The organism is Mycobacterium sp. 852014-52450_SCH5900713, assembly GCF_001667075.1.
Classification (GTDB): domain Bacteria; phylum Actinomycetota; class Actinomycetes; order Mycobacteriales; family Mycobacteriaceae; genus Mycobacterium.
On record NZ_LZIL01000050.1, the window covers coordinates 120,132 to 136,520 of the forward strand.

At 67.6% G+C, this 16,389-nt stretch carries 13 protein-coding genes; 5 read left to right on the forward strand and 8 right to left on the reverse strand.

Annotated features, from left to right (window positions below; all coding sequences use genetic code 11):
* Window positions 1–17: 17 nt before the first annotated feature.
* The 4 genes from purH to A5773_RS14775 are packed head-to-tail and all read right to left on the reverse strand — an operon-like array spanning window position 18 to window position 4,564.
* Window positions 18–1,601 carry a bifunctional phosphoribosylaminoimidazolecarboxamide formyltransferase/IMP cyclohydrolase gene (gene purH / locus A5773_RS14760; RefSeq protein WP_066957474.1) on the reverse strand — a complete coding sequence of 528 codons (1,584 nt, stop codon included), beginning with the start codon at window positions 1,599–1,601 and terminating at the stop codon, window positions 18–20.
* Entirely contained in the window at window positions 1,598–2,245 is a 648-nt protein-coding gene (purN, locus tag A5773_RS14765) for a phosphoribosylglycinamide formyltransferase (RefSeq protein WP_066957475.1), read from the reverse strand. The genes purH and purN overlap by 4 nt, the downstream gene beginning before the upstream one ends.
* 21 nt (window positions 2,246–2,266) lie before the next feature.
* Window positions 2,267–3,640, reverse strand: a complete 1,374-nt coding sequence (locus A5773_RS14770; RefSeq protein WP_082948240.1) for a DUF6350 family protein — start codon at window positions 3,638–3,640, stop codon at window positions 2,267–2,269.
* Between the two features lie 39 nt (window positions 3,641–3,679).
* Window positions 3,680–4,564, reverse strand: a complete 885-nt coding sequence (locus A5773_RS14775) for a DUF5336 domain-containing protein (protein ID WP_066957800.1) — start codon at window positions 4,562–4,564, stop codon at window positions 3,680–3,682.
* Window positions 4,565–4,810: 246 nt separating this feature from the next.
* Here A5773_RS14775 and A5773_RS14780 point away from each other — a divergent pair, with 246 nt between their 5' ends.
* Window positions 4,811–5,659, forward strand: a complete 849-nt coding sequence (locus A5773_RS14780) for an LLM class F420-dependent oxidoreductase (RefSeq protein ID WP_066957480.1) — start codon at window positions 4,811–4,813, stop codon at window positions 5,657–5,659.
* 26 nt (window positions 5,660–5,685) lie between these two features.
* Here the strand turns inward: A5773_RS14780 and A5773_RS14785 are convergent, their stop codons facing one another.
* From A5773_RS14785 to sucC, 3 genes are all read right to left on the reverse strand, one after another.
* Window positions 5,686–7,206 carry an acetyl-CoA acetyltransferase gene (locus A5773_RS14785; RefSeq protein WP_066957482.1) on the reverse strand — a complete coding sequence of 507 codons (1,521 nt, stop codon included), beginning with the start codon at window positions 7,204–7,206 and terminating at the stop codon, window positions 5,686–5,688.
* Window positions 7,207–7,282: 76 nt separating this feature from the next.
* Window positions 7,283–8,185: a succinate--CoA ligase subunit alpha gene (gene sucD, locus A5773_RS14790; protein WP_066957483.1), complete on the reverse strand. Its 903-nt coding sequence runs from the start codon at window positions 8,183–8,185 to the stop codon at window positions 7,283–7,285.
* 12 nt (window positions 8,186–8,197) lie between these two features.
* Window positions 8,198–9,361 (reverse strand): ADP-forming succinate--CoA ligase subunit beta, encoded by a 1,164-nt coding sequence (sucC, locus tag A5773_RS14795; RefSeq protein WP_067265438.1) that lies wholly within the window; start codon window positions 9,359–9,361, stop codon window positions 8,198–8,200.
* Window positions 9,362–9,684: 323 nt separating this feature from the next.
* On the opposite strand from sucC, the gene A5773_RS14800 reads away from it, so the two are divergent.
* Both A5773_RS14800 and A5773_RS14805 read left to right on the forward strand, forming a co-directional pair.
* A complete protein-coding gene (locus A5773_RS14800; protein WP_067791485.1) occupies window positions 9,685–10,731 on the forward strand; it encodes a M23 family metallopeptidase in 1,047 nt (348 codons plus the stop codon).
* Between the two features lies 1 nt (window position 10,732).
* The gene (locus A5773_RS14805; protein WP_066957488.1) at window positions 10,733–11,299 is read left to right on the forward strand and encodes a hypothetical protein; all 567 of its coding nucleotides are present in this window, start codon (window positions 10,733–10,735) and stop codon (window positions 11,297–11,299) included.
* A 114-nt stretch (window positions 11,300–11,413) separates the two neighbouring features.
* Here A5773_RS14805 and pcrA read toward each other — a convergent pair whose 3' ends face one another.
* A complete protein-coding gene (gene pcrA, locus A5773_RS14810) occupies window positions 11,414–13,747 on the reverse strand; it encodes a DNA helicase PcrA (RefSeq protein WP_066957492.1) in 2,334 nt (777 codons plus the stop codon).
* 557 nt (window positions 13,748–14,304) lie between these two features.
* Between pcrA and A5773_RS14815 the strand changes: the two genes are divergently transcribed.
* Both A5773_RS14815 and pgi read left to right on the forward strand, forming a co-directional pair.
* A complete protein-coding gene (locus A5773_RS14815; protein WP_082948241.1) occupies window positions 14,305–14,637 on the forward strand; it encodes a chorismate mutase in 333 nt (110 codons plus the stop codon).
* Window positions 14,638–14,718: 81 nt separating this feature from the next.
* Entirely contained in the window at window positions 14,719–16,383 is a 1,665-nt protein-coding gene (gene pgi, locus A5773_RS14820) for a glucose-6-phosphate isomerase (protein ID WP_066957496.1), read from the forward strand.
* Window positions 16,384–16,389 lie beyond the last annotated feature (6 nt).

A 16,389-nucleotide genomic window follows, 5' to 3' on the forward strand; every position in this document is an offset into this window, starting at 1 on the left:
CCCCACGCGCTGAGCGTTCAGTGCGCGAAGTGGCGGGCGCCGGTGAGGTACAACGTGACGCCGGCGCTGGCCGCCGCCGCGGTCACCTCGTCGTCACGCACCGACCCACCGGGGTGCACGATCGCTTTCACCCCGGCGGCGGTCAGCGTCTCGAGTCCGTCGGGGAACGGAAAGAACGCATCCGATGCGGCGACCGCACCGCGGACTCGGTCACCGCCGCGCTCGACGGCGAGCCGAGCGGCGTCCACCCGGTTCACCTGTCCCATGCCGACGCCGATGGTCGCGCCGCCGGCGGCGATCACGATGGCGTTCGACTTGACCGCCCGGCAAGCCCGCCACGCGAAGACCAGGTCGGTCAGCGTGGCCGGGTCGGCGGGTGATCCCGTCGCCAGCGTCCAATTCGCCGGGTTGTCACCGTGCGCGTCGAGCTCGTCACGTTGCTGCACCAGCAGGCCACCGCTGATCGGCCGGAGCTCGGTGCCGCCGGTCAGCGGTTCGGAGGCCACCAGCACCCGGATGTTCTTCTTGCGCGTCAAGGCTTTCAATGCCTCCGGCGCGTACGCCGGCGCGATGATGACCTCGGTGAAGATGGTGCTCACATACTCGGCCATCTCGAGACTGACTTCGGTGTTGGCCGCGATGACGCCGCCGAAGGCGCTCAGCGGATCACATTCGTGGGCCTTGCGGTGCGCGTCGGCCACCGATTCCGACGAGATGGCGATCCCACATGGGTTGGCGTGCTTGATGATTGCGACGCACGTCTGTTCGTGGTCGAAGGCGGCCCGCCAGGCCGCATCCGCGTCGGTGAAGTTGTTGTACGACATCTCTTTTCCGTGCAGCTGCTCGGCTTGCGCCAGTCCCGGCCAGGCGGTGGGGTCGCTGTAGAGCGCCGCCTGCTGGTGCGGGTTCTCGCCATAGCGCAGCATCGTCGAGCGGTTCCAACTGCGCCCCAGCCACTTGGGGAACGCCGTCGGCGGGTGCTCGGGCGCCAGCGTCGACTCCATCCAGCCCGCGACGGCGATGTCGTATTCGGCGGTGTGCTGAAACGCCAGCGCGGCCAGCTTTTTGCGCTCGGCGAGGGTAAAGCCGCCGTGCCGCACCGCGGCGAGCACGCCGTCATAGCCGCGTGGGTCGGTGATCACCGCCACGCTGGGATGGTTTTTCGCGGCCGCGCGGACCATCGAGGGCCCACCGATGTCGATCTGCTCGACGCATTCGTCGATGCTGGCGCCGGAGTCGACGGTCTCGCTGAACGGGTAGAGGTTGACCACGACGAGTTCGAACGCCGCAACGCCAAGTTCCTCGAGCGCCGCGGCGTGCTCGGGTTTGCGGAGATCGGCCAGCAGGCCGGCATGCACCCGCGGGTGCAGCGTCTTGACCCGTCCGTCGAGCACCTCGGGAAAGCCGGTCAACTCCTCGACCCGCGTGACCGGAATCCCTTTTTCGGCAATGGTCTTCGCCGTCGACCCGGTCGAGACGATCTCGACGCCCGCGTCCGCCAGCCCCCGGGCGAGTTCGACGAGCCCGGTCTTGTCGTAGACGCTGATCAACGCGCGGCGGATCGGTCTTTTCGCCGTCTCCGGCCATTCGTCGGTGCTCATCGGTTGGTCGCCTTTCGTCCGATCGTCGCTGTTCTTCCGACCAGGGTCAGGCCGCCGGTCGCGATCTCGGCCACCACGTCCACCAGGAGCTTCCGTTCGGTGACCTTGATGCGTTCATGCAGGGTCTCTTCGCTGTCGCCGTCGAGCACCGGCACGGATTGCTGCGCCAGGATCGGCCCGGTGTCCGTCCCGGCGTCCACCAGGTGCACGGTACAACCTGTGACCTTGACGCCGTAGGCCAACGCATCGGCCACGCCGTGCGCGCCCGGAAACGCCGGCAATAAAGCCGGATGAGTATTGATGATCCGGCCGTAGAAGCGCGAGAGAAACTGGGGCCCAAGTATTTTCATGAAACCCGCCGACACCACCAGATCGGGCGAGTGCGCGGCGGTGGCTTCGGTGACGGCCGCATCCCACGCGGCGCGGTCGGGGTGATCGCCGAGCCGGGCGGTGAACGTCGGCAGCGACGCCCTCGCGGCGATCTCGGTGGCCAGGCACTCGCGATCGGCACCGACCGCGACCACGCGGGCGGGGTAGTCGCCGACGGCGGCGTCGAGCATGGAGCTCAGCAGCGATCCGGTGCCCGATGCCAATACCACCACCCGCGCCGGCGCGCTCGGGGGCACATGGAGCGGTTCGGCCACAAGCAGAGAGCCTAGTGGGAGCTACTCGTCGGGCTCGCGGTCGGGCGCGGTCGGCTGCCCTTCGTCGGGGGGCGGCAAGGTGTCGTCGCCCACCGCCTCGGCGTCGTCGCCGACCAGCGCGTCGTGCGCGGCGAACTCCTCGGGATCGGCGAGATCCGGCGGCGGTTCGTCGTCCGCCTCGTCGAAGGCCCCGGCGAAGTCCGCCGGTTGTTCGGGCGCGGCGGGCGCGGGCTTGGGCCGCCGGGGCCGGGCCCGGACGCCGCCGCTCATCACCAGGGTGATCCCGCCGACAACCGAGAACCAGAAGAACACCCCGATGAGTGAGGCGCTCTGGTCGACGCCGACATCGCCAAAGTTTCCCAGCCGGCCGCTGCCGCCGTATGCGAGCAGGGACATCGCCAACGCCCCCGCGACGGAGGCGACGAGAAGCTTGGCCGTCGCCGGAATCAGCGGGAGCGCCCGCCGAGCGCACTGCTGCCCGACCGCCACCCCGGACGCCGCGCCGATGATGAGCAGGGCGACCCACACCGGCCCCAGCGGCGGGTGGGGCGCGGCGGCCAGGATCGGCAGCGCCGGAATGTCGCCGCCGAAGACGGTGAACGAACTGAACGTCGCGAAGCCGAGGTGGGCGCTGGACCCTACCGCCATCGCCGAGGTGCCGACGATGACGTTGGGCGCGTACAACATCGACAGCACCGTAAGGCTGAACTGCCCGAATATCGAATCGGTGATCCCGTAGAGATCTTGCATCGTCGCCCAATGCACCACCAGCGACGCCGCCGTGACCAAGCCCGAAAGCCCGAGCAACGCCAGCACACCGGCCGACGCCGCGCGCAGGGCATCACCGAGCCAAAACGGCAGGGACGAGGCCGCCAACGCCCGTCGCCCCACCCGGGACCACACACCGATCGCGGCGCCGAGCGCATGCACGACGAGCACGCTGGTGAACGCGCGCAGGGCGCTGGGCGTCTGCAGCTCGGTGATCACCGACGACGCGTCGTGGATGACGGCCAGGGCGATCGCCGCAATCAGCAAGGGACCGCCCACCGCCGACGCGACCACCCAGCGGACGACCAACCACGAGGAATACGGAGAGGTCGCCCGCGCCGTGCTGCGCGCGGTCGCCCAGATCATGAGCAGCACCGGCAGCAGCGGCATCACGCCCAGTTCGCGGCCGCCGATCGAGATCGGCACCTGGTGCACGCCCAGCCACATGCTGGCGATCGCGCCCAGCGCGCCGGTCATGTCGCTGTTGGCGATCAACAACTGCAGCAACGTGACCGCGGCGATGATGACCAACGCCACCACCGCCGGACCGAACGCCACACGGACGAGGTCACGCGCCTGGCGAGCGCCCGCTGGCCGGTTGTCCGCGCCTTCCGACACCCTTTTCACTCTTCGGCGTACGTCCCGACTAGGCGCGAGGGCGCACGGTTAGGAGGGCGCGGGACCAGACGGCGACGAGGGCGGCTGCTGCTCCTGGCCGTACGGCTGCTGGCCCCCGCCCTGGCTGGAGTAGTTGGGCGCCGAACCCTCGGACCCCGAGCCGGCCGCGGGCGGCGGGCTGAAGCTGGGGAATCCGGTGGGCGGCGTGGACGGTCCTTGTTGCGCGGTCGCTTGGGGCCCGGACTGCGGCTGGGCACCGAAACCGCCGGTCGGAACCGCGCTTTGGGTCGGGGCCTGGCTGGCGGGGTAGCCGCCGTACTGCGACCCGTACCCGGGGTGCTGCGGCTGCTGCTGGCCAGGCTGACCGTAGTAGGGCTGCTGGCCGTACTGCCCGTACTGGCCGTATTGGCCGTACTGGGCGTAGGGGTCGTACTTGGGCCGCGGCGCAGGCGCCGTGATGACGCCCGCCTCCAGCAGGACGACGACGACGGCGGCGATCGCCTGGAGCACGCTGCACGCGACCAGGGGCCACATCGCCCAGCCGATCGCGACGCCGGCCGGCAGGTTGATCGTCTCGGTGACGGCCAGCAGCGCACCGAGGACCGCGATGACCGCGACGACTCCGGCGTAGGTCTTGGCCTTGGGCAGCAGGCTCAGCCCCGCGAGCAGCGCGGCCAGCACCGCGACGATGACCGCCGTACCCGCGTCACCGGCGCGTCCGCCGACGCCCGGGCCGAGCTCGGAGCCGATGGTGAACGTCGGCCCGAAGTTCAGCAGATATACCGCCAGGCCGAGCACGACCACCGCGATGTTCAGGTAAAGCGGGAGCTTCGTCGTGCCGTCGTCGTCCTTGGTGAACGACGGCGTGGCACCTGAGTAGGAGCCCCCGGGCGATGCGGGCTGATATCCGGGGCTACCGGGCGAGTAGGTCATGGCTCCTCCTGTTGCTTCCAGTGCCTTGAAGTGCCTTTGCGGGCGCCACAGTTGCGTCGCGACGCTGTGCTTGCGGGCGCGCCGTTCCATAAAACGCCGTGCCCGGCGGTTGCGTTGCGACGCGATCGATCAACCACGCTAGCGCACTTCGGAACGCCGGTGCCGTGGCCACCGGCTTGGACGCCGATCCGTGCCGCCACGACGGCGGCTTGCTCAGCGCAGGTAGAACACGTTCTAATTCTCTCCATGGATTACGGGCTTGTGCTTTTTACCAGCGACCGCGGCATCTCTCCGGCATCGGCCGCGAAGCTTGCCGACGAACACGGCTTCACGACCTTTTACGTGCCGGAACACACCCACATCCCGATCAAGCGCGAGGCGGCGCACCCGACGACGGGCGACGCCTCGCTGCCCGACGACCGCTACATGCGGACGCTAGACCCATGGGTAAGCCTGGGCGCGGCGTGCGCCGTCACGTCGCGGGTGCGGCTGTCCACCGCGGTGGCGCTGCCCGTCGAACACGACCCCATCACGCTGGCGAAAAGCATTGCCACCCTCGACCATTTGTCCGGCGGACGCGTCAGCCTCGGCGTCGGGTTCGGGTGGAACACCGACGAGCTCGCCGATCACGGCGTGCCGCCCGCGAGGCGCCGCACCATGCTGCGCGAATACATCGAAGCCATGCGGGAGCTGTGGACCAAGGAGGAAGCGGCCTACGACGGCGAGTTCGTCAAGTTCGGGCCGAGCTGGGCGTGGCCCAAGCCCGTGCAGCCACACATTCCCGTGCTGGTCGGCGCTGCCGGTAACGAGAAGAACTTCAAGTGGATCGCCCGCAGCGCCGACGGCTGGATCACCACCCCGCGCGACTTCGACATCGACGAGCCGGTGAAGTTGCTGCAGGACACCTGGGCGGCCGCCGGCCGCGACGGCGCCCCGCAGATCGTCGCGCTGGACTTCAAGCCGATCCCCGAGAAGCTCGCCAAATGGGCCGAGCTGGGGGTCACCGAGGTGCTGTTCGGGCTCCCCGACCGCCCCGAGGACGAGATCGCCGCCTACGTCGAGCGGCTGGCGGGCAAGCTGGCCGCCCTCGTCTGAGAACCCTTCGTACCGCGACCCGGCTGTCAGGCCAGCGTGCAGCGGTTGCCGTAGTCGAAGGAGCGCACCCGCACCGAGTGCCCGAGTGGGTCGCCGTCGATCAGCAGCGCGAGCAAGTCGTCGTCCTCGGTGGTGGACAGGAACCGGCTGCCGTCGTCGAGCCGGCCGACGATGATCCCGGTCGGGCGGCCATCGTCGCGGCGCACCGTGTAGGTCTCGACGGCGCCGACGCCGTCGGCCTGCTCGGTGACCGACAAGGTCGGCCAGTCGGCGACCTGAGCCTGCACCTGCGCGCTGCGGTCAGGCTTCCACTCCGCCGGAATGGTGGAGTACACGCCGACCGAGTACTTGCTCAGGATGCCGCCGTTGGCGCCCACCAGGCCGAATTCCCCTGGAACCCTTCGCATTTGCGCGACGGTCTCGGCGACGGCGTGCATCGAATAGTTGTTGCCCGCGCCGCCGAAGAACGGCAGCCCGCCGGTCAGCGTCAGGCCGCGCGGATCGTCGGGCGCGATGCCCATGCCGTCGCAGATGTTGAACACCGGCACCGGAAAGCAGCTGTACAGATCGAAGGCGGCGACGTCGTCGATGCCGATGCCGGCGATCGCCAGCGCCTCACCCACCGCCAGCACGTGCGACGGCGCATGCCCGAGATCGGGCCGCTCGAGCAGCGCCTGTTCCTCGATGTCGGCGTGGCCGTGCAGGTACACCCAGTTCTCCTCGGGCACCCCGAGGCGACGCGCCGCGTCAACCGACATCAGCAGCGCGGCCGCGCCCTGATTCACCTGGTCGCGGGCGACCATCAGCCGCGGGTACGGCTCCGCGATCATCCGGTTGCGGTCGGTCACGGTGATCAGTTCGTCGACCGAACGCTCCACCGGCGCGGCGGCGAACGGATTGCTGGCGGCGATCTTGGTGAACGGCGCGAACAGCTCGCCCATCCGCCGCCGGTATTCCGCCGGCCCCAGGCCGGTCCCGGCCCGCCGGGCGTTTTCCAGCAGCGCGTACTGGATCGGCGCGCTGGTCAGCCCGTGCATGACGGTGTAGCGCGAGACAAGCTTCTCGATGCCCTGGCCCCGGTCTTCCAAGTCCCCGTCGACCGTCTCGCTGAAGTCGGGCTTGGCTTCGGCTTTCGCGAAGTAGCGCAGCGTCGAGGTGGCATCCGAACCGAACACCATCGCGACCTGGGAGCGGCCCGCGGCGATCTCTCCCGCCAGCTCGCTGATCAGGTGCTGCGGCCCCTGTCCGCCGACGATTTCGAGGATGGCGCGAGCGGGCGCCGCACCAATGCGGTTGGCCACGGATCGCGGGTAGTTGTTCGACCGCCCCAGCGGGGCGTTGATCACACCGGAGATCTCGAACTGCCGGACGCCGGCCACGGTGTCGATGGCCGACGCGGCGTCCTCGACACCACAGTCGCCGACGGCGGCCCGGGCCGCGGCGGCGGCCAGCTCGACCGGCGACATCCCCCGGTAGTTCGGGTCGTCGATGCGTTCGGCGGCCTGCCCCACACCGACGACGACGGGGGTGTTCGGGTCGAGATTCATAGACCAACTATCTACCGCAGGTCCGTCTCCCGGCCTAATCGGGGGTCGCCGAGCCCAGGTCGATGGTGGCGACCCGCTACAGGCTCTGCAGGATCTCTCTGGCCAGCGCCGCGGTCTCCGACGGCGTCTTGCCCACCCTGACGCCGGCCGCCTCCAAGGCCTCCTTCTTGGCGGCCGCGGTGCCCGACGAGCCGGACACGATGGCGCCCGCGTGGCCCATCGTCTTGCCTTCCGGCGCAGTGAATCCCGCGACGTAGCCGACAACCGGCTTGGAGACATTGGCCTTGATGTAGTCGGCCGCGCGCTCCTCGGCGTCGCCACCGATCTCACCGATCATCACGATGACCTTGGTGTCAGGATCCTTCTCGAAGGCCTCGATGGCGTCGATGTGGGTGGTGCCGATGACCGGGTCCCCGCCGATGCCGATCGAGGTGGAGAAGCCGAAATCGCGCAGCTCGTACATCATTTGGTAGGTCAGCGTGCCGGACTTGGAGACCAGCCCGACGGGCCCGGGGCCGCTGATGTTGGCGGGCGTGATGCCGGCCAGCGCCTCGCCCGGGGTGATGATGCCGGGGCAATTCGGCCCGATGATGCGCGTCTTGTGGCCCTTGTCCAGGTTATAGGCCCACGCGTATGCGGTGTCCTGCACCGGAATTCCCTCGGTGATGACGACCAGCAGCGGGATCTCGGCGTCGATGGCCTCGATGATCGCGTCCTTGGCGAATTTCGGCGGCACGAAGACGACGGACACGTTGGCGCCGGTCTCCTTGATCGCTTCGGCGACCGTGCCGAACACGGGAAGTTCGACGTCCTTGCCGACGGGGTCGACGTGCGAGACGGTGGTGCCCGCCTTGCGGGCGTTCACCCCGCCCACCACCTGAGTGCCCGCTTTGAGCATGAGCGCGGTGTGCTTGGTGCCCTCGCCGCCGGTGATGCCCTGGACGATGACCTTGGAATCTTTGTTCAGGAAGATCGACATTGCTTGGCTCCCTTACTTGTTCGCCAGCTCGGCGGCTTTGTCGGCACCGGCGTCCATGGTCTCGGCCTGGATCACCAGCGGGTGGTTGGCTTGGGCCAGGATGCGGCGCCCCTCGTCGACGTTGTTGCCGTCGAGCCGGACGACGAGCGGCTTGTTCGCCTCGTCACCGAGCATGTTGAGCGCCGTCACGATTCCGTTGGCGACGGCGTCGCACGAGGTGATGCCCCCGAACACGTTCACGAAGACGCTCTTGACCTGCTTGTCGTTCAGGATGACGTCGAGGCCCGCGGCCATGACTTCGGCCGACGCGCCACCGCCGATGTCCAGGAAGTTGGCCGGCTTGACGCCGTTGTGCTTCTCGCCCGCGTACGCGACGACGTCGAGCGTGGACATCACCAGGCCCGCGCCGTTACCGATGATGCCGACCTGGCCGTCCAGCTTCACGTAATTGAGGTCGTGCTCTTTGGCCTTGAGCTCCAGCGGGTCGGTAGAGGCACGGTCTTCGAATTCCGCGTGCTCGGGGTGGCGGAAGTCGGCGTTCGCGTCGAGCGTGATTTTGCCGTCCAGCGCCAGGATTTGGTCTTTCGGGTCGCGCACCAGCGGGTTGACCTCGACCAGCGTGGCGTCCTCGGCGACGAAGAGCTCCCACAGCTTGTTGATGGTCACCGCGGCCGCATCGAGCACCTCGGCCGGCAAGTGGCCCTGCTCGGCGATGGAACGCGCGGTCTCCAGGTCGACCCCGTTGACGGCGTCCACCGGGACCTTGGCCAGCCGCTCGGGCTTGGTGGCGGCGACCTCCTCGATTTCCATGCCGCCCTCGACCGAGCACATGGCCAGGTAGGTCCGGTTGGCCCGATCCAGCAGGAAGGAGATGTAGTACTCCTCGGCGATGTCGCTGGCCTCGGCGACCAGCAGCTTCTTGACGACGTGACCCTTGATGTCGAGGCCGAGGATGTTCTTGGCGTGTTCGTAGGCGTCCTCGGGCGTCGCCGCGTATTTGACGCCACCAGCCTTGCCGCGCCCGCCGACCTTCACCTGCGCCTTGACCATCACCGGACGGCCGATTTCGGTCGCGATCTCCCGAGCGCCCTCGGCGGTGTCCGTCACCCGCCCCGGCGTAGTCGGTACGTTGTGCTTGGCGAACAATTCTTTTGCTTGATACTCGAAAAGGTCCATGGACTCTCTGTCTTCGCTCGACTCAACTACTAGGCCTCTTGATGGGCGGTGCCGCGTTCGGCAACTCGCACGGACGAACTGTATCGACCCTCCTACCGGCCTTTACCGGCGCGTCCGGCGATGTGGCACAGCTCACCGCGTCCCGGCGTACCCCGTTCGTGACCCAAATCACAATTTCAATCGGATTGCGCGACGAGGTTGCCAGTTCCGCACGTCAGCGGATACCGTCCTAGGGTCCAGATAACGGTATGGTCACGATACGAGGACATTTCAGCTTGCCCCAGCATCGTTTGGCTCCTTCTACTGCTGAAACAGCAGGTGTGGTGCGGGTTGGTCGCGCGGCCGGTGGCCGAGGGATTGAGCCCCATCGCAACGAAGTCACCGAGATCCTCCCGCTCGACGGCTTCGACTTCGATGACCTGGATTGGCGCGAAGAGGTCAGCGATCTCGGCGAACTCGACTGCAGCAACGACTCAACCTTCGACAACGAAGCGCAGGTCTTGCTGGCCCCCGAACTCGACGACCTGAACGAGGCCGACGACCCGGCCCCGCTGTGGCTGGCCGCCCCGGTCACCGAGGTGCTGCCGCGGGTGATCGTCAGGTCCGCCGCCGAGTCCCGCATCGCTCGCGCGCACGACGTCGTCGGTGTGGCACGACGCGGAGGGCAGCATCGCAAGGAGCCGACGAGCGCGGCCCGCGGCCGCCTGCTGATCTCGGCGATGGCGGCCGGCGCGGCCGCCGCGGCGGCCCCCACCGCCACCAGCCATGCCGACACCCCCAAGACCGAGGCCGTGCTGACCGCGAACGCGTCGGCGCTCACCGGTGGATCGGGCAACAGCAATACCGTCCGGGGCCCCCAGGTGGTCGCGCTCGAGCCGGCGGCGACCGCCGCCCTGCACAACCAGGAGCTCGCCAAGGGCGTCGCCTACGCCAACGATCGCGCTCAGCGTGAGGCGCGATTGCAGCAGCCGCTCTACGTGATGCCGACGAAGGGCATCTTCACGTCGAATTTCGGTTACCGCTGGGGCGTGCTGCATGCCGGCATCGACCTGGCCAACTCGATCGGCACACCGATCTACGCGGTGTCCGACGGCGTCGTCATCGACTCCGGGCCGGCCGCCGGCTACGGGGCGTTGGTCAAGCTCCGCCACGCCGATGGCACGGTCACGCTCTACGGCCACGTCAACACGACGCTGGTCAGCGTCGGCCAGCGCGTGATGGCCGGGGACCAGATCGCCACCATGGGCAACCGCGGCAATTCCACCGGCCCGCACCTGCATTTCGAGGTGCTGCAGGGCGGCACCGAACGGATCGACCCCGTCCCGTGGCTGGCTAAGCGGGGTCTTATGGTCGGTAACTACGCTGGTTGAGGTGACCGCGCCGAATCAACCATCTCCCGGTCCGCAGCCGCCCGAGTCCACTCCGCCGTCGGACTCCAAGACGCGGATCATCCGCCGCGCACCGACCGGGCCGATCCCGATAACACCGGAATCGCCGACGAGCTTCATCCCACCGCAGCCACCGCCGTACCCGGGCGCCGCTCGCGCGGGACGCCAAGCCACTTCGGGTGAGCCGAGCGGCCGGACGGCCGTCGCCGCCTGCGCCGTCAGCATCGTCAGCGGGTGGGCCACGTCGGTGGTGGCGACGGACCTGATCGCCGGCTGGTGGCGAACCGACCGCCTGTTTTGCATCGCCGTCGCGTTCCTGGCCCTGGTGTTCGCGACGACTACCGTTTCCGGCGTGATCATGTTGCTGCAGCACCGGCCTTTTGGGCGCTACCTCATCGTCGCCGGTGCCGTGGTCGCCGTGCTGACCTACCTGGGCGTGTTCATCGCCGGTGCCCGCGTCGCGTGGATAGTGCACCTGCTGCCGCTGCTCCCGATCGCCAGCGTGGTGCTGGCGATGCACCCGCGAACCAAACGCTGGCTGGAAGCCTGACCCGCGCCGAAGCGGTTGCCGGCCCGGCGCCCGACCATTAGGCGACTTTCAAACCCGATATCACCAGCGATATCAAAATTCCGAGTCGCCTAATGGTTCGTAGACGCCCTGCGGTTAGAGTTTGCTGATCGGGGCGTGGTTGTGCATCAGCTTCACCCGCCCCGCGCTGCCGAAGTCGATTAGAGACATGGCCGATTCGCCGACGCCGGACACCTCTTCGACGCGGCCAAGCCCGTACTTGTCGTGAGTCACCCGGTCGCCGGGCTCGAGCACCAGCAGCGGGCGCTTGCCGGCACCCGAGCGCGTCGGGGCCGCGCGCGGCGCACCGAACCGGCCGGCGCCGCTGACCGGCGCGCTGAACGACGGGGCCGGCGCCGTGCGCCGCCACTCGATGAGTTCCTGCGGAACCTCGCGCAGAAAGCGCGATTCCGGGTTGAGCATCGGCTGCCCCCAGGAGGACCGGACGATGGCCCTGCTCAGATACAGCCGCTGACGGGCGCGGGTGATGCCGACGTAGGCCAGCCGCCGCTCCTCGGACAGTTCGGTCGGGTCGTCCAGCGCCCGCATGTGCGGGAACATGCCGTCCTCCCAGCCGGTGACGAACACCACCGGAAACTCCAGCCCCTTCGCGGTGTGCAGCGTCATCAAAGTGACCATGCCGGCGTCGTTCTCGGGGATCTCGTCGCTGTCGGAAACCAGCGAGACGCGTTCCAGGAATTCCGCGAGCACGCCGGTGTCCGGCACGTCTTCGTCGTCCGGGGCCTGCAACGACTCGCCCAGCGCGGCGGCGTTGGCCCGGTCGGTGCTGAATTCGTGTGCCACACTGACGAGTTCGTTGAGGTTGTCCAAGCGGGCCAGATCTTGCGGATCGGTGGAGGATTCCAGCTCCCGCCGGTATCCGGTACGTTCGAGCACCGACTCGACCAGATCGCCGAGATCCTCGTCGAGGCGGCCCCTGAGCTCGTCGAGCAGCTCGACGAAACCGGCGATCGCCTTCTCCGCGCGCGAATTGAGCATCGGCACTTTGCCTTCGGCCGCGGCCACCAGCGCGTCGGCGAAACTCGCGCCGGTGTTCTCCGCGTACACCGCCACGCACGCCTCGGCCCGATCGCCGATGCCCCGGCGCGGGGTGTTGAGGATGCGCCGCATGCTGACCGCGTCGCCGGGGTTGTCCAGCACCCGCAGATAGGCGACGATGTCACGAATTTCTTTGCGCTCGTAGAACCGCACTCCCCCAACGACTTTGTAAGGAATGCCGGCGCGGATGAACACCTCTTCGAACGACCGAGACGAGTTGTTGGTGCGATAGAACACGGCCACGTCGTTGTAGGTGATCTCGCCACGGTCGGCGAGCGCGTCGATCTCCTCGGCCACGAACCTGGCCTCGTCATGCTCGTTGTCCGCGACGTAGCCGACGATCAATTCACCCGCGCCGGCGTCGGTCCACAGCCGTTTGTCCCGGCGCCCGGAGTTGCGCGCGATCACCGAGTTGGCCGCCGACAAGATGTTCTGCGTGGAGCGGTAATTCTGTTCCAGCAGAATGGTTATCGCGTCCGGATAGTCGCGCTCGAAGTCCTCGATGTTGCGGATGGTGGCGCCGCGGAACGCATAGATCGACTGATCGGCATCACCCACCACGCACAATTCCGCCGGCGCAACATCGTCGGGCGATCCCGTCGCGTCGTGACCGACCAATTCCCGCACCAGCACGTACTGCGCATGGTTGGTGTCCTGATACTCATCGACCAGGACGTGACGGAACCGCCGCCGGTAGTGCTGGGCGATCTGCGGAAAGGCCCGTAGCACCGCGACGGTCTCGCCGATCAGGTCGTCGAAGTCCAGCGCGTTGGCCGCGCGCAGCCGACGCTGGTATTCGCCGTACACCGACGCCACGGTGCGCGTCAGGTCGTCGGAGTCGTCCGTCAGTTTCGCCACCGCCTCAGCGGGATCGATCAGCTCGTTCTTCAGGTTGGAGATGGCGTTGGCCAGCAGCCGCGGCGAGTAGCGCTTGATGTCGAGCCCCATGTCGCGCCCGATCATCTGCAGCAGGCGGCGGGAATCGTCGGCGTCGTAGATCGAGAAGTTGGAATTGAGGCCTTCGATCAACGACGCCTGGTTGCGCAGGATCCGCACGCACGTTGAGTGAAAGGTGGACACCCACATGGCGCGGGCCCGGTTGCCGACCAGCCGCACCACCCGTTCGCGCATCTCGGCCGCGGCCTTGTTGGTGAAGGTGATGGCCAGGATCTGGCCGACCCCCACGCCGCGCGCCGCGATCAGATAGGCGATGCGGCGGGTCAACACCGCGGTCTTGCCGGAGCCCGCCCCCGCCACGATCAGCAGCGGCGAGCCCTCGTGCACCACCGCCTGGCGCTGTTGCGGGTTGAGGCCTTCGAGCAACTGATCTGCTTCGGAGGCCAGGTTGGCATCGGTTGCGTACACACTCATGTTGGTCCAAACGTACCGCCGCCCACCGACGCAACGCGCCCAGGCGTGACACCAGGCTAGTGCCCCGGCCGTTCTCCGCCGGGCAAAAGCGGGGCGGCGAAAGGCGTGTTTCGCAATCAAATGCGGCCGGATTTCAAATTGCGATTAATTAGACTCGAGTATAAAAGCTGCGAATATTCGCGGCCCGACTTTGCGTCGCCGTCAATCTCGCACAATCTCCTATAACACCGAATTTCGTGCCGTGTTAATGGATTCCGTACCCGGCAAGCCAAGCCGGGGTGGACGGTCATCGCAACCGAACACGGGCTAGCCCCACGCGGACGTCGACCGGGTAATGGCCAGCTCACGAACGCCTTTTTGCGCGAGAGCCGATTTAAGTGGCACACTCGTTTGGTGCTCAACACGCAGTGCCGTCGGCGGCCTTGCACCCCGAACTGCCGCCGATTTTTCTACGGGTACCGGTTAGCGGTCCCCGTGGTCTAGCTGCTTTCGTCAGAGCCCCGTGGTCCGCTTCCTCAAGACCGGGGCTCGTCTCTTTTTGTGAGGCCCGAAACCGGATGAGACCACAACCCCCACATCCCGAGAATGCGGAGTCAGCAGAGATGAAGGTTGAGACGGTGGAAACCCCACAGACGGCCGACGCCGAAGAGTTGAACATCGACGATTTGCGCCACGAGATCGACCGGTTGGACGCCGAGATCCTGGCCGCGGTGAAGCGCCGCACCGAGGTCTCTCAGGCGATCGGCAAGGTCCGGATGGCATCCGGCGGCACGCGGCTCGTGCACAGCCGCGAGATGAAGGTGATCGAGCGGTACAGCGAGCTCGGTCCCGACGGCAAGGACCTGGCGATCCTGTTGTTGAGGTTGGGCAGGGGCCGGCTCGGTCACTGAGGTCGCCAGTCACGGCGCCCGATGGTGACGGCCCGCAGCGCCCGGCTTCGCCGCGCTTGCGACCGTCACTAGGGTCGAACTATGACCTCCGTGCAAAGCCTCCCCGACATCACCGCCACCCCAGCGTGGGACGCCCTGCGCAGGCATCACGAACAAATCGGCGCAACCCATCTGCGCGAGTTCTTCGACGAGGATCCCGACCGCGGCCGGGAACTCACCGTCTCGGTCGGCGACCTCTATATCGACTACAGCAAACACCGCATCACCCGAGAGACGCTGCGGCTGCTGTTCGATCTGGCACGCGCGGCTAACCTCGAAGAGCGCCGCGACCTGATGTTCGCCGGCGCGCACATCAACGTCTCCGAGGACCGCGCGGTATTGCACACCGCGCTGCGACTGCCCCGGGACGCCGAACTGATCGTCGACGGCCACAACGTCGTCGAGGACGTGCACGCCGTGCTCGACCGGATGGGCGACTTCACCGACCGGTTACGCAGCGGTGAATGGACCGGGGCGACCGGGAAAAGAATCAGCACGGTGGTCAACATCGGCATCGGGGGATCGGATCTGGGTCCGGTGATGGTCTATCAGGCGCTGCGCCACTACGCCGACGCCGGGATTTCGGCCCGCTTCGTCTCCAATGTCGACCCGGCCGACCTCATCGCCACCTTGGCCGACTTAGACCCCGCCACAACGCTTTTCATCGTCGCTTCGAAAACGTTCTCCACGCTGGAAACCCTGACCAACGCGACCGCAGCCCGCCGCTGGCTGACCGACGCGCTCGGCGACGCCGCGGTGTCCAAACATTTCGTGGCGGTCTCCACCAACAAGCGCCTGGTCGACGACTTCGGCATCAACACCGACAACATGTTCGGCTTCTGGGACTGGGTCGGAGGACGGTACTCCGTCGATTCGGCGATCGGCCTCTCGGTGATGGCCGCGATCGGCAAGGAGGCCTTCGCCGATTTCCTGTCCGGATTCCACATCGTGGACCGGCATTTCAAGACCGCCCCGCTGGAGTCCAATGCGCCGGCGCTGCTCGGGCTGATCGGGCTGTGGTACTCCAACTTCATGGGCGCCCAGTCGCGCGCGGTGCTGCCCTACTCCAACGACTTGGCGCGATTTGCGGCGTATCTACAACAGCTGACGATGGAATCGAACGGTAAGTCGACGCGCAACGACGGCACTCCGGTCACCACCGACACCGGCGAAATCTTTTGGGGCGAGCCGGGAACCAACGGCCAGCATGCCTTCTACCAATTGCTGCATCAGGGCACCCGGCTGGTGCCGGCCGACTTCATCGGCTTCAGCCAGCCTCTGGACGACCTGCCCACCGTCGAGGGCACCGGCAGCATGCACGACTTGCTGATGAGCAACTTCTTCGCCCAGACCCAGGTGCTGGCGTTCGGTAAGACCGCCGAGGAGATCGCCGCCGAAGGCACGCCGGCCGACATCGTGCCGCACAAGGTGATGCCCGGCAACCGCCCGTCGACCTCGATCCTGGCCGACCGGCTCACGCCGTCGGTGCTGGGCCAGCTGATCGCGCTCTACGAGCATCAGGTCTTCACCGAGGGCGTCATCTGGGGCATCGACTCGTTCGACCAGTGGGGCGTGGAGCTGGGCAAGACGCAGGCGAAAGCGCTGCTCCCGGTGATCACGTCCGACGGCTCGCCGGAGCCGCAGTCCGACAGCTCGACCGACGCGCTGGTGCGCCGCTACCGGACCGAACGCGGGCGCACCAGCTAGCAGCCC

Excerpts from the sequence above, each read along its gene's own strand:
- A5773_RS14775 (WP_066957800.1), bottom strand. The coding sequence starts at position 4,564 with ATGACCTACTCGCCCGGTAGCCCCGGATATCAGCCCGCATCGCCCGGG.
- pgi (WP_066957496.1), top strand. The coding sequence starts at position 14,719 with ATGACCTCCGTGCAAAGCCTCCCCGACATCACCGCCACCCCAGCGTGG.
- sucC (WP_067265438.1), bottom strand. The coding sequence starts at position 9,361 with ATGGACCTTTTCGAGTATCAAGCAAAAGAATTGTTCGCCAAGCACAAC.
- sucD (WP_066957483.1), bottom strand. The coding sequence starts at position 8,185 with ATGTCGATCTTCCTGAACAAAGATTCCAAGGTCATCGTCCAGGGCATC.
- A5773_RS14785 (WP_066957482.1), bottom strand. The coding sequence starts at position 7,206 with ATGAATCTCGACCCGAACACCCCCGTCGTCGTCGGTGTGGGGCAGGCC.
- A5773_RS14815 (WP_082948241.1), top strand. The coding sequence starts at position 14,305 with ATGAGACCACAACCCCCACATCCCGAGAATGCGGAGTCAGCAGAGATG.
- A5773_RS14780 (WP_066957480.1), top strand. The coding sequence starts at position 4,811 with ATGGATTACGGGCTTGTGCTTTTTACCAGCGACCGCGGCATCTCTCCG.
- purH (WP_066957474.1), bottom strand. The coding sequence starts at position 1,601 with ATGAGCACCGACGAATGGCCGGAGACGGCGAAAAGACCGATCCGCCGC.
- pcrA (WP_066957492.1), bottom strand. The coding sequence starts at position 13,747 with ATGAGTGTGTACGCAACCGATGCCAACCTGGCCTCCGAAGCAGATCAG.